The sequence below is a fragment of the Idiomarina aquatica genome, from assembly GCF_004362895.1.
GTDB lineage: Bacteria > Pseudomonadota > Gammaproteobacteria > Enterobacterales > Alteromonadaceae > Idiomarina.
The window spans coordinates 14,322-26,366 of the sequence record NZ_SNXI01000006.1 but is presented as its reverse complement, the minus strand read 5'-3'; the positions used below and the strand labels follow the sequence as shown (position 1 = coordinate 26,366).

Below are 12,045 nucleotides of genomic sequence, written 5' to 3'. Positions count from 1 at the left end.
CATGTCAAAACCCGTTGTACTCAGTGGCTGTCAGCCATCAGGACAGCTTTCTATTGGTAACTATATTGGTGCGATTAGTAATTGGGTGAAAATGCAGGATACCCATGACTGCAAGTTCATGCTGGTTGATTTGCATGCAATAACTGTGCGGCAGGAGCCGCAGAAGTTGACCGAGGCGACACTGGACGGATTGGCGTTGTATTTGGCATGTGGACTTGATCCGAATAAAAGCACGCTATTTATTCAATCACATGTGCCACAGCATGCGGAACTGGCCTGGATATTGAATTGTTACACCCAGATGGGTGAGTTAAACCGAATGACCCAGTTTAAGGATAAATCGCAGCGACACGCCGGCAATATTAATGCCGGTCTGTTTACCTACCCGGCTCTTATGGCGGCTGATATTTTGTTATACAAAGCACATGAAGTGCCGGTGGGTGATGACCAAAAACAGCACCTGGAATTGGCACGAAACGTAGCCGAACGTTTTAATAATCTCTATGGCGAAGTCTTTAAAGTGCCCGAACCAATGATTCCAAAAGTTGGGGCTCGAGTTATGTCACTGCAAGAGCCGACTAAAAAGATGTCGAAATCTGACGATAACCCGAATAACTATGTCGGCTTACTCGAAGAACCTAAAAAGATAGCTAAGAAAATAAAGCGCGCGGTAACTGACTCTGACGAACAAGCGCGGATATATTTTGATCCTGCCGAAAAAGCAGGTGTGTCTAATTTACTTAGCATCTTATCGGCAGCAACCGGACGTCATATTGACGACTTGGTGCCGGAATATGAAGATAAAATGTACGGGCACCTCAAAACCGACGTAGCTGATGCCGTGGTGGCAATGCTTGAGCCGATTCAGCAGCGGTATAGTGAGATGCGAAATGATCCGGCGTTTTTACAGCAAGTAATGAAGCAAGGCGCTGACAAGGCTCGGGAAAAGGCGGCGCAGACGTTGGCTGACGTATACAAAGCGGTTGGTTTTGTTGCTTACCCTGAGTAAGTATTTATGCTGGCGCTGATCGACAATTATGATTCGTTTTCGCACAATTTAGCGCGCTATTTTGTTGAGTTGAATGTTCCGGTCCAAGTTTACCGTAACAACCAGATAACTATCCAACAATTGCGTGAGCTGGCAGATAAAAAGGCGATGCAGGGGTTGGTTATTTCGCCCGGCCCTTGTACCCCGAACGAAGCGGGTATTTCGCTTCAGGGCATTAACGAGTTTGCCGGTGAGTTTCCAATTCTGGGCGTGTGTCTGGGGCATCAGGCTCTGGCCCAAGCTTATGGGGCAGAAATTGTACGTGCGCAGCGAGTGATGCACGGCAAGACCTCAATGATTACGCACTCGGGGCAAGGGTTATTCGACGGTATAGCCAGTCCGTTACAGGTGACCCGATATCATTCGCTGGTGGTTAAGCCGAGCTCGGTGCCGTCAGATTTTATTGTTGACGCCTGGGCTGATGACGGCGAAGCAGAGCGAGAAATTATGTCTATTAGACATCGTGAAATGGCGCTGTTTGGTGTGCAATTTCATCCGGAATCGGTGATGACCCATGCGGGTCATCAGCTATTAAAGAATTTTGTCTTGACGTTAGGCTAAGTGGGAGCGTTTTACACGCATGTATGACTTTTTTGCAGTATCCACCGAAGGTGGCAGCCAGGATCCAGCCGTGCGACTGGAGAAGCGGTTTATCAATTATTTGATCAGCTTCCCTTTTGCGCGTAAAAGTCGTGATAAAGCCGATGGCAAAGAAGATGAAGAGCAGGAACAAAAACGTCGACTCTTGCAAGTTGAACAAATCAATCATGATGAGAGGCAGCGTCTTAAACAAGCACGCCAACGTTATTTAGACCGTGTGTCAGACGAACTCCATGAGGCTATTTATCATCGCATCCTGGAGCGGATTGACGATGCCACTTATGTACGTGAACGCTTGATTCCGTTGCCGGAGCAACTTCCGGAGCTGCTGGATATATTAAGTACTAAAGCAGCGTCCATGCGGCGTATAGAAAACGTTGTACAGGGATTGGACTGGTTCCACAATGGCGTGCTCAAAACAGTTAACCAGCCGCCTTTTATTGATAAGCGTCGCAAGCAAAAGCAAGTAAAAGTAGAGAGCTTACGTACGGCTATGAGCTTTATGGGGCCGGAAAACCTGCGCATTCTGACGCCCGCGTACATCATGCAATATTGGCTACCACCCTCGACTCATCCGTTTACACTATTTCGGCGCAAAGTTTGGGACCATAGTTTGGGTACCGCTATTTTGGCGCATGAAATAGCCACCCAGGAAGGCCTCCGTGACCCGGTTCTGGCATACACCATCGGCATGTTTCATGAATTGGGTAAAATAGCATTGACCAAGCTTTATTTGCGCGTTTTTGATGACGTGCAACGTGAAATGGCAATGAAGTCGATTAAAGACAGTACGCCGGACAAACACAATGCACTGGTCGAATTAAAACCGGATGAGCGCTTTTTACGCAATTTAATGCTCGAACAGGATAAGCGAGTCAGTTACTTGGTGGCTGAGGGCTGGGGATTGCAACGGGTACCGATCAGCCAGCAGTTGCTGAGTTTTACCCAAGCGAAATCGCGTGATGATTATACTGATTATGCTGCGGTTTTGGCGCAGGCGAATGCCTTTTGTGAATATCGGTTACTGCGAGAAGTCGATCTTGCGTCGGTAGAAGAGGGGCTGCACCTGCTTAAAAAGCACAATATTGATGCAGAGCGGGTAAAAATCTTGAATAACGTCAACCTCAAACGTCCCAAAGTTATCGTGCCGGAATAACACGGTTGCTAGAAAAATGCTTATTCATGCGCCTTATTGGCGCATGAGTGAATACTTATTCTGTTCTTGTGAAAATCTTACCGAGCCCCCGCCACTAAAAGCCTGAGCTTCCAATAAAAACAGACAATTCGGTTAAATTTTGGCATAATGGGCGGCTAAATTATGAATCCATGACTCTTATCAAATTAATTCGCGATAGCGATAAGGAAGTGAGCAATGGCAGCTAACCAACAAGCAAATTCAATTACGCGTGAGATGTTTAACGACGTAATGGTTCCAAACTATAACCCCGCCCAAATGATTCCGGTAAAAGGCGAGGGAGCTCGTGTGTGGGATCAGCAGGGAAAAGAGTATATTGATTTTGCAGGTGGTATTGCGGTTAACTGCTTAGGCCACTGTCACCCCGCTATGGTCAGCGCGTTGCAGGAACAAAGCCAAAAACTTTGGCATTTAAGCAACGTCTTTACTAACGAGCCGGCTATTCGCCTGGCCAAAAAGCTAACTGATGCCACCTTCGCTGACCGTGTTTATTATGCCAACTCGGGCGCCGAAGCAAACGAAGCAGCATTAAAACTAGCACGTCGCTGGGCACTGGAAGAGCATAACGAAGAAAAACAGCAGATCATTGCTTTTAGTAAAGGCTTCCACGGACGTACGTTTTTTACCGTGACAGTTGGCGGACAGCCTGCTTACTCCGAGGGTTTTGGTCCCAAGCCCGGTGCTATCGAGCATGTACCTTATAACGATATCGACGCATTAAAAGCGTTAATCTCCGACAAAACCTGTGCTGTGATGATGGAGCCGTTGCAGGGTGAAGGCGGTGTTGTGCCTCCCGAAATGGACTTTGTAAAAGCTGTTCGCGAATTATGTGACCAACATAATGCGTTGCTCATTTTTGATGAAGTTCAAACAGGCTTTGGTCGGACAGGATCGCTGTATGCCTATGAACAGTTGGGTGTTACGCCGGACATCTTAACCAGTGCGAAGTCATTGGGCGGCGGCTTTCCGATTGGCGCTATGCTAACGACTGACGCGATTGCGAAGCACTTAAAACCCGGTACCCATGGCAGCACCTATGGCGGCAACCCGCTAGCATGTGCGGTATCTGAGGCGGTACTTGATGTTGTTAATACTGACGAAGTATTAAACGGTGTTAAACAACGTGAGCAGTGGATGAAAGAGCAACTCAACGCAATTAACGAAAAGTATCAGGTATTTAAAGAAGTACGCGGTAAAGGTTGTTTGTTGGGTGCTGAGTTGAGCGAAAAATACGAAGGCCGCGCGCGCGACTTTTTACTGGCAGGTCAGGAACATGGCGTAATGGTATTGGTTGCAGGCGCCAGTGTTATTCGATTAACACCGTCATTGATTATTCCTCAGGAAGATATCAAAGAGGGTCTGCAGCGCTTCGAGAAAGCAGTTGCTCAAATTGTCGGCTAATTAAGGAGCTGAATTATGTTGCTGATCCGACCGATCGAGTCAGCCGATTATCAGGCTCTTTACAGTTGCGCTGTAGAGTCAGGACACGGCTTTACGTCGCTACCTGTTGACCAGACATTGCTGGAACGTCGCATTTCGCGCGCCAATGAAGCGTTTAAAAAAGCGGATGTCGAGGCACCTGGTGACGAGGGGTATTTGTTTGTCATGGAAGACACCGAGAGTGGCGAGATCGCTGGTGTCAGTGGCATTGAAGCAGCTGTCGGCTTAACTGAGGCTTTCTGGCACTATAGGCTCGGTAAAGTGGTGCACCACTCAGAGAAGCACAATATTTATAATGCGTTGGAAACTCTGACACTGTGTAATGATTACACCGGGGTGTCGGAGTTGTGCACTTTGTTCTTACGCGAACCTTATCGGCATAGCCTTAACGGACGCACTTTGTCGCGTTTTCGTATGTTATTTTTGGCGCAGTTTAAACAACGGTTCAGCGACTGGGTTATTGCGGAAATGCGAGGCGTCTCTGATGAAAATGGTGACTCGCCTTTTTGGCAGTGGCTGGAGCAGCACTTCTTTTCTATGGACTTCCCTAAAGCCGACTATTTAAGTGGTGTGGGTGATAAGGTATTTATTGCGGAGTTAATGCCGCGTTTTCCGATATACACCAGTTTGTTGTCTGAGCAAGCTCGCGCTGTAATCGGCAAAGTTCATGATAATACGCGTCCGGCGCTGCGGTTACTCGAATCGGAAGGGTTCCGATTTCGCGGTTTTGTCGATATTTTCGACGCCGGACCCACAGTTGAAGCAGAAGTTTGCAATTTACGCAGTGTACGTAATAGCAGAGTCGTGCCCGTTGAGATTGTTAACGAAGCAGCGAAAGGTGACGACCAGCAGCCGCATATTGTCTGCAATACCAAGCTGCAGGCATTCCGTGCTGCTCAAGTGCAATGTAAGCCCGGTATCGATTCATTAGCGTTAACCGGTGAGCAGGCACAACATTTAAATTTAGAACATGGCGACGATGCGCGCATTGTTGCGCTATAACCCGTCGCGTTGTAACAGGAGATCAGCAAATGAGTTCCAGTGTACAGTTTATTGATGGCTGTTGGTCAGCCGGTAAAGGTAAAACATTTTCCTCAATTGATCCGGCCCGCAATACGGCTGTCTGGTCAGGTGAATCTGCTGATGACAGCCAGGTAGAAAGTGCCGTCATAGCAGCGAGAAAAGCGTTTCCCGAGTGGTCTACGCGTAGTTTTGATGAACGCTTGGCAATTTGTCAGCGTTTCTCCGAACTACTGGGCGAAAATAAAGAAGATTTAGCGCGTGTGATGGCCGAAGAGACAGGTAAGCCTTTATGGGAAACCCGTACCGAAGTTGGTGCAATGATCGGCAAAGTAGCAATTTCCGAGCGTGCATACAAAGAACGCACTGGCACGGTAGAAAACGAAATGCCCGGCGCAAAAGCCTTTATTCGTCATAAACCGCATGGCGTTGTTGCTGTTTATGGGCCCTATAACTTCCCCGGCCATTTGCCGAACGGCCACATTGTGCCCGCGCTTATTGCCGGCAATACAGTGGTATTCAAACCGTCAGAATTAACCCCCAAAGTCGCTGAGTTCACAGTAAAATTATGGGAGAAAGCCGGTATTCCTGCCGGAGTCCTTAATTTGGTTCAGGGCGAAGTTGACACCGGTAAAGCGTTATCGGCGCATCCGCAAATTGATGGTTTGTACTTTACCGGCTCGTCTAACACCGGGCATTTATTACACAAGCAGTTTGGCGGCCGTCCCGATAAGATTCTGGCTTTAGAAATGGGTGGAAATAACCCACTTATCGTTACCAATGTATCAGACGTAGATGCGGCTGTTCATAACATCGTTCAGTCAGCTTATATTACCTCAGGTCAACGCTGCACATGCGCACGTCGGCTGTTTATAGAAGCCGGTGAAAAAGGTCAGGCAGTACTTGATCGCTTAGTCGAAGTGACCAAAAACATTGTTGTCGATGACTACGAAGCTGAGCCACAGCCGTTTATGGGCGCGATGATTTCTGCTAAAGCTGCGGCAGGAATGGTCGATGCACATAATGAGCTGGTGCGTTTAGGCGGTAAGTCGTTGGTAAAATCGACTCACCGTGATACGCAAACCGGATTTGTAACACCCGGTATTGTGGATGTAACGGGTGTTGATAATATTCCTGATGAGGAATACTTTGGACCTTTACTAAAAGTGTATCGCTTCACCAAGTTGGATGACGCAATAAAAGAAGCGAACAACACGCGCTATGGTTTATCGGCTGGTATTTTGTGCGACGATGAAGAAACCTATCGTTACTTCTTCAAGCATATTCGTGCTGGTATAGTAAACTGGAATAAACCGATTACGGGAGCCAGTAGTGCGGCACCGTTTGGCGGTATTGGGGCAAGTGGTAACCACCGTGCCAGTGCTTACTATGCAGCAGATTACTGCTCGTATCCGGTTGCCTCGGTAGAGGCTGAGAACCAGTCTATGCCAGAAATCTTAGCGCCGGGATTAAAATTTTAATCAAGGCAACTTATGATTGTTGAAACCGATGGATATATCGAGCTGGTCCAATATTTAACGGGCCAGCTACCGTTGTTTGCTCAGAACAAAGGTGCAACAAGTACAGCTGATTACACGCTACGTGAGCTACTCGAAGAGAAGCTTGGCGAAAGTATGATGGCAGTATTTGAGCAAAATGATCTTGAACAGGAAACACGGCTGGACATTGTGCGTGAAGCTGATGCCATCATGTACGACTTAGAAGAGGTGTTATCCAGTGTCCTCAACAATCATCCTACCGCAGAACAAGAAGAGTTCGTGTTGGAATTTGTAGGTTTAGTAAAAAACCTATTCGATCAAAAGCTCAATCATTAGGGAAGTCAGCATGGCGGATAATCGCATGACCGCAGCGGTAAAATGGGTTGATGATTTAACCTTTGTTGCGGAGTCCGGTAGCGGACATCAAGTGGTTTTAGACGGTAACAGTCCGGGAACCGCTCCTAGCCCAATGGAAGTGGTGTTAATGGCGGCCGGTAGTTGTGCGTCTGTAGACGTTGTCAGTATTCTCGAAAAAGCGCGTCAGCAGGTCACTCGCTGTGAATGCAAAGTTACCGGTGAGCGTGTCGGTGAAACACCCAATGTATTTAAGTCTATTCATCTGGAATTTCATGTCACTGGCCATGATATTGCCGAAAAGCACGTGGAACGGGCGGTGCAGCTGTCAGCAGATAAATATTGCTCGGTAGCTAAAATGCTTGAGGCCAGTGTTGCAATGAGCCATGGTTACGTTATTCACGCTGCATGAATTATCGTCATAGCTATCACGCCGGCAATTTTGCTGATGTCTTCAAACATTTGCTACTCACGCGTGCCTTGGTTTATTTGAATAAAAAACCCAAGCCTTACATGGTAATGGATACGCATGGCGGTATTGGCCGATATAATTTAAGCGGTGAAGAGGCACAGAAAACACAGGAATTTGAGCAAGGTATTTTGCGTCTTTTAGAAGCGCAAGACTTACCAGCTTTTACTGATGATTTCGTGGCTTGTGTTAAACAGCTTAACGCAGATAGCGCGCCGAGTGACATTACCCAATACCCTGGCTCACCCTGGCTTAGTCAAGCCTTGATGCGCGCGGGGGATCGACTCATTGTATGCGAGTTACATCGCGATGATGCTACTACCTTAAAAACCAATCTTGCGCCATTAAAAACGCAGGCAAAATTGGAAGTGTTGGCTCCCCAGGATGGCTATCAGGCGCTGAGTGCCAAGCTTCCGCCGCGCGAAAAACGTGGTTTGGTATTGATCGATCCGCCATTTGAGCAAACTGACGAATATGATCAGGTTGTTACAGCACTAAACGCTGCGCTAAAACGTTGGCAAAGCGGCAGCTATGCAGTGTGGTTTCCAATCAAGGATCCGGTAAAAACCGCGGCTTTTTATGACAATGTTGCGGCACTTGAAAACGTGCCGAAAACACTGCTAATTGAATTAATGATTCGCACACCTGACGAAGGCAGCGGGCTTAGTGGTTGTGGTTTTGTCTGGCTTAACCCGCCTTTTGGAGTGGTTAACGAACTGGCTCAGATCCTTCCGTTTTTGCAAAACCTACTGGGCCAAAGTGCAGGTGCAAGTGCAAGCTGCCGTTGGCTGGTTGAAGAGTCTTGATTACTTCGAACTTATCCAGTCGAGTTGTGTGCGGGCTTTTAGTTTACGTTCCATAATTTGCTCAATTAACGGCGTTAAGATCAGCTCCATTGCCAGCGCCATCTTTCCTCCGGGTACCACCAGTGTATTGGTGCGTGACATAAACGCACCTTCTATCATTTGCAAATAGTAGGGAAAGTCGACATTTTTAATGCCCCTGAACCGAATCACCACAAAGCTCTCATCCAGCGACGGAATATCTTTAGCGCTAAATGGGTTTGAGGTATCAACGGTTGGTACGCGCTGAAAGTTGATGTGGGTACGAGAAAATTGCGGCACGATGTGGTGAATGTAGTCTTCCATACTGCGCACAATACTTGTGGTAACGGCTTCTCGCGAGTGGCCTCGATCTTGTGTATCGCGAATTAGCTTTTGAATCCACTCAAGGTTAACGATAGGCACCATGCCAATGAGCAAGTCGACATGGCGTGCCACGTCATATCCCTCGCCGGATACACCACCATGTAACCCTTCATAAAAAAGTACATCGGTATCGTTCGGTAGTTCTTCCCAGGGAGTAAAAGTTCCGGGCATTTGATTGTATGGAACGGCGTCGTCAAAGGTGTGCAGGTAACGCCTTATTTCACCTTGACCAGACTTCCCATAATACTGAAATAGATCCTGAAGTCGTTCAAAGTCATTGGCTTCCTGACCAAAATAACTAATATGTTTGCCTTGCTCCTGAGCCTTGCGGATAGCAAGTTCCATCTCGGGACGTGAGTAGCGGTGAAAACTATCGCCCTCGACAAATGCGGCAGACACATCCAGCGAGCGGAATATGTGTCGTACAGCTTGTCCAGTCGTGGTAGTTCCGGCGCCGGATGAACCGGTTACCGCAATAATAGGGTGTTTAGCAGACATAGACGCTCAATAACAAAAAGTGAACATCTGTTATACCTGACCCGACGATGGTATTCAATAATGTGGTGGCGGTGGTTCTTGGCTGGGGTCAGACTCAGGTCCATTGTCGCCATTTTGTAACTGGCTTACCTTCCGGCCCAGCCAGCGCAAACGCTCGTGGATTTCGGTTAACTCTCTACTCTGTTGAGTAACGAGTTGATTGAGAGACTCAATGGTATCTTCCTGGAACGTGAGCTGACTTTCGAGATGCTCTATGCGTGTTAATAACGCCATACTATCAGTCATAATTTTACTGCTTCCAATCGTCGTTTAACTGCCACCATTCGGCAAGGCCGGCAGAACTTTCTGTAAGTAACACGTTTTCGGTTTCGTAATAATGTACGGCTAAAACAACCGCACTGTTGGGATTTCGTTGCTCAACCAGGTCGACGTTCCAATGTTTCAGCGATTCGCCAGTTTCGGTGGCCCAGAGTGTAACACGGCGTGATGGAGCACCGGTGATTAACAGCTCCCCCGAAGCGCTAAAACGCGCCGCGCTGAAAATCTTCTGGCGGTCGATAAATTGTAGTCTGCTGTGTTCATCGCCGCCGGGTAACGACCATATAATAGCATTGTCGGTACTGCCCGAAGTAAACACATACTTAGCTTCTGGGTGAAGGGCTATCTGGGTCACCCGGTTCTTGTGTTCCCATCGATGAACGATTTGTCCGCTGCGGGTATCCCATAAAATGGCTGAGGCATCATTACTGCCGCTTAGCACGTAGAAGCCGTTGGCAGAGACATCGACAGCGTTGACTCGCTCAGTATGTCCATAGAACTCGATGCGTCGACCAGACGCAGGATTAAAGGCTATCTGGGTGCCATCGCGCTTAGCCAGTACAATTGTGCTGCCGCCATCACTGACGGCAATATCTTGTATGCCGCCCTGGCCGACTTTCCAAAAACCTAAATTTTCACCACTTTGCGCATCCCAAAGGGCAAATTCGATACGTGTGGCTGAGGCGACTACGCTGCCATCAAAGCTGGCATCGATAGCAATAATTTGTGAGGTGTCGTCATCGTGCTGCCACTGAAATTTGGGATCGTTAGCATAGCGGGGCCACAGCAACAGACCATTTTCGTTGGTTGAAACGACGCTGAATTCACCGGTATCGGCAATGTCAGCAACATAGCTCCCTTGCTGCGCATGGATTTTCTGATGCACTTTATCAGGCGCCGGAGAGCAGGCAGTTGCAGTTATGCCGACCAATGCGACAGCAAAAGCCGCACGTACTTTGTCAAGAAAAGTCATGGGCAAGCTTCCTTTGGTTGTGTAGTATGGTGCTGACCTCATTTAGGAATTATGGCATAGTCCGGTCATTTACGGGACGAGAATTGGAGAAAAACATGAATCGAGTGATAAAGCCTTTAGCGCTGTCGGCTCTTACTTTAGCGTTGGCGGCATGTTCACAACCAGAACAATACCCAGTGAGCCAGGAAGAACTAAAAACGGAAGAACAAAAACAAGCGTATGCGTTAGGCTCATCCGTTGGACGTTTCGTTGGTCGTAACCTTGACCAGCAAGAAGAAGCGGAAGTTATGTTAGACCGCAATATGGTTATTGCCGGTTTCGTTGATGCTGTAAAAGGCGAAGTGAAACTTAACGAAGAAGAAGCAGAAAAACTGTTGAACGATTTGCGTTCTACAGTGATGGAACAACGTCAAAATGTACTGGGCTCAAAAGCAGCGGAGCAAGGCGAAGCGTATCAGGCTGAAAACGCCAAAAAAGAAGGCGTTACGGTAACTGAGTCAGGACTGCAATATGAAGTGCTGGAAGCCGGTGACGGCACCAGCCCGGCAGCTGAAGATACGGTAGAAGTTCATTATGAAGGGACGCTGGTCAACGGAGAAGTATTCGATAGCTCTTACGAGCGCGGCGAACCAACTGTATTCCCGTTAAACCGAGTTATCCCTGGCTGGACTGAAGGTCTGCAATTGATGCAAGAGGGAGCAAAGTATCGTTTTGTTATCCCGGCAGAGCTTGCCTACGGTGAACGTGAAGTGGGTGGTGGTCAGATCCCACCGAACTCAACATTGATTTTTACCGTTGAGTTACTGGACGTAAAGGACCAGCAACCCGCTGAGGCTGATGCAACTGCAGGTGACGAGACAAACTAAAAGTTTGCTCGAGTTCCATAAAAAATGCCGGCAATTGCCGGCATTTTTCGTTTCAAGTCAGCGCTTTAGTAACTCGTTCTCGTGCAGGTGGTTTAGCAATTGATCTTCAAATTCCATTCTCAGCTCAATCGCTTCGCCTAGCGCAGATAAATCGCGGTCAAACTTGTTAAGGTCACTGTTGTTATCCACTTGACCGTAGGTATCGTTAAAATCCAGGGCGATATCTGTGGTATCCGAAATCAATGGAAATAAGTCGTCCATTAAATCATCCAACTGAACATGGTGGTCTTTACCCGCATTAATCAACTGCCCATAAATTTCAAAATGTCCGCTGGAGACATAATCAACGAGCTGACCACAAAACTCCCGGATGTCAGTAATATCCGGTAACCCATTTCGCACCGTTTCGTACGGAGGGAGAGCGGCCAGCTTAAAGTAGTTAACCAATAGGTCCTGACGTTCAGTCAACCACTGATCAATACTATCGTTAGCTCCGCCCCACTTCTTTTTGGCGTGTTCGCCTTTCCTTAACATGTGCTTCTCCGAACAACGGTTAT

At 47.7% G+C, this 12,045-nt stretch carries 14 protein-coding genes; 10 read left to right on the top strand and 4 right to left on the bottom strand.

Annotation, left to right across the window (positions count from 1 at the left end):
- Window position 1 precedes the first annotated feature (1 nt).
- From trpS to DEU29_RS06305, 9 genes are all read left to right on the top strand, one after another.
- On the top strand, window positions 2-1,009 hold the full coding sequence (gene trpS / locus DEU29_RS06345; protein WP_133539415.1) for a tryptophan--tRNA ligase: 1,008 nt from the start codon (window positions 2-4) through the stop codon (window positions 1,007-1,009).
- Between the two features lie 6 nt (window positions 1,010-1,015).
- Window positions 1,016-1,609 carry an anthranilate synthase component II gene (locus tag DEU29_RS06340; protein WP_133539414.1) on the top strand — a complete coding sequence of 198 codons (594 nt, stop codon included), beginning with the start codon at window positions 1,016-1,018 and terminating at the stop codon, window positions 1,607-1,609.
- Between the two features lie 19 nt (window positions 1,610-1,628).
- Complete coding sequence (locus DEU29_RS06335; protein WP_133539413.1) at window positions 1,629-2,804, top strand: HDOD domain-containing protein; 1,176 nt, start codon at window positions 1,629-1,631, stop codon at window positions 2,802-2,804.
- A 216-nt stretch (window positions 2,805-3,020) separates the two neighbouring features.
- Complete coding sequence (locus DEU29_RS06330; protein WP_133539412.1) at window positions 3,021-4,244, top strand: aspartate aminotransferase family protein; 1,224 nt, start codon at window positions 3,021-3,023, stop codon at window positions 4,242-4,244.
- 15 nt (window positions 4,245-4,259) lie between these two features.
- Complete coding sequence (gene astA / locus DEU29_RS06325; RefSeq protein WP_133539411.1) at window positions 4,260-5,285, top strand: arginine N-succinyltransferase; 1,026 nt, start codon at window positions 4,260-4,262, stop codon at window positions 5,283-5,285.
- 29 nt (window positions 5,286-5,314) lie between these two features.
- Window positions 5,315-6,784 carry a succinylglutamate-semialdehyde dehydrogenase gene (gene astD / locus DEU29_RS06320; RefSeq protein ID WP_133539410.1) on the top strand — a complete coding sequence of 490 codons (1,470 nt, stop codon included), beginning with the start codon at window positions 5,315-5,317 and terminating at the stop codon, window positions 6,782-6,784.
- Between the two features lie 12 nt (window positions 6,785-6,796).
- Complete coding sequence (locus DEU29_RS06315) at window positions 6,797-7,138, top strand: DUF3802 family protein (protein WP_133539409.1); 342 nt, start codon at window positions 6,797-6,799, stop codon at window positions 7,136-7,138.
- Between the two features lie 10 nt (window positions 7,139-7,148).
- Window positions 7,149-7,568, top strand: a complete 420-nt coding sequence (locus tag DEU29_RS06310; protein WP_243734500.1) for an OsmC family protein — start codon at window positions 7,149-7,151, stop codon at window positions 7,566-7,568.
- Window positions 7,565-8,431: a 23S rRNA (adenine(2030)-N(6))-methyltransferase RlmJ gene (locus tag DEU29_RS06305; RefSeq protein WP_133539408.1), complete on the top strand. Its 867-nt coding sequence runs from the start codon at window positions 7,565-7,567 to the stop codon at window positions 8,429-8,431. Before DEU29_RS06310 ends, DEU29_RS06305 begins: the two co-directional genes overlap by 4 nt.
- Here DEU29_RS06305 and DEU29_RS06300 read toward each other — a convergent pair whose 3' ends face one another.
- From DEU29_RS06300 to DEU29_RS06290, 3 genes are read right to left on the bottom strand one after another with little or no spacing between them, the layout of a single operon-like run.
- Window positions 8,432-9,331: a phosphoribulokinase gene (locus DEU29_RS06300; RefSeq protein WP_133539407.1), complete on the bottom strand. Its 900-nt coding sequence runs from the start codon at window positions 9,329-9,331 to the stop codon at window positions 8,432-8,434.
- Between the two features lie 54 nt (window positions 9,332-9,385).
- Entirely contained in the window at window positions 9,386-9,616 is a 231-nt protein-coding gene (locus DEU29_RS06295) for a SlyX family protein (protein WP_133539406.1), read from the bottom strand.
- Between the two features lie 4 nt (window positions 9,617-9,620).
- Window positions 9,621-10,622, bottom strand: coding sequence for a WD40 repeat domain-containing protein (locus DEU29_RS06290; RefSeq protein WP_133539405.1), 1,002 nt, complete (start codon window positions 10,620-10,622; stop codon window positions 9,621-9,623).
- Window positions 10,623-10,717: 95 nt separating this feature from the next.
- Here DEU29_RS06290 and fkpA point away from each other — a divergent pair, with 95 nt between their 5' ends.
- Complete coding sequence (fkpA, locus tag DEU29_RS06285) at window positions 10,718-11,488, top strand: FKBP-type peptidyl-prolyl cis-trans isomerase (protein ID WP_133539404.1); 771 nt, start codon at window positions 10,718-10,720, stop codon at window positions 11,486-11,488.
- A 57-nt stretch (window positions 11,489-11,545) separates the two neighbouring features.
- Here fkpA and rsd read toward each other — a convergent pair whose 3' ends face one another.
- Window positions 11,546-12,022, bottom strand: coding sequence for a sigma D regulator (rsd, locus tag DEU29_RS06280; protein ID WP_133539403.1), 477 nt, complete (start codon window positions 12,020-12,022; stop codon window positions 11,546-11,548).
- Between the last annotated feature and the right edge of the window lie 23 nt (window positions 12,023-12,045).

Coding starts and splice junctions, on each gene's coding strand:
- trpS (WP_133539415.1), top strand. CDS start 2: ATGTCAAAACCCGTTGTACTCAGTGGCTGTCAGCCATCAGGACAGCTT.
- DEU29_RS06340 (WP_133539414.1), top strand. CDS start 1,016: ATGCTGGCGCTGATCGACAATTATGATTCGTTTTCGCACAATTTAGCG.
- DEU29_RS06335 (WP_133539413.1), top strand. CDS start 1,629: ATGTATGACTTTTTTGCAGTATCCACCGAAGGTGGCAGCCAGGATCCA.
- DEU29_RS06330 (WP_133539412.1), top strand. CDS start 3,021: ATGGCAGCTAACCAACAAGCAAATTCAATTACGCGTGAGATGTTTAAC.
- astA (WP_133539411.1), top strand. CDS start 4,260: ATGTTGCTGATCCGACCGATCGAGTCAGCCGATTATCAGGCTCTTTAC.
- astD (WP_133539410.1), top strand. CDS start 5,315: ATGAGTTCCAGTGTACAGTTTATTGATGGCTGTTGGTCAGCCGGTAAA.
- DEU29_RS06315 (WP_133539409.1), top strand. CDS start 6,797: ATGATTGTTGAAACCGATGGATATATCGAGCTGGTCCAATATTTAACG.
- DEU29_RS06310 (WP_243734500.1), top strand. CDS start 7,149: ATGGCGGATAATCGCATGACCGCAGCGGTAAAATGGGTTGATGATTTA.
- DEU29_RS06305 (WP_133539408.1), top strand. CDS start 7,565: ATGAATTATCGTCATAGCTATCACGCCGGCAATTTTGCTGATGTCTTC.
- DEU29_RS06300 (WP_133539407.1), bottom strand. CDS start 9,331: ATGTCTGCTAAACACCCTATTATTGCGGTAACCGGTTCATCCGGCGCC.
- DEU29_RS06295 (WP_133539406.1), bottom strand. CDS start 9,616: ATGACTGATAGTATGGCGTTATTAACACGCATAGAGCATCTCGAAAGT.
- DEU29_RS06290 (WP_133539405.1), bottom strand. CDS start 10,622: ATGACTTTTCTTGACAAAGTACGTGCGGCTTTTGCTGTCGCATTGGTC.
- fkpA (WP_133539404.1), top strand. CDS start 10,718: ATGAATCGAGTGATAAAGCCTTTAGCGCTGTCGGCTCTTACTTTAGCG.
- rsd (WP_133539403.1), bottom strand. CDS start 12,022: ATGTTAAGGAAAGGCGAACACGCCAAAAAGAAGTGGGGCGGAGCTAAC.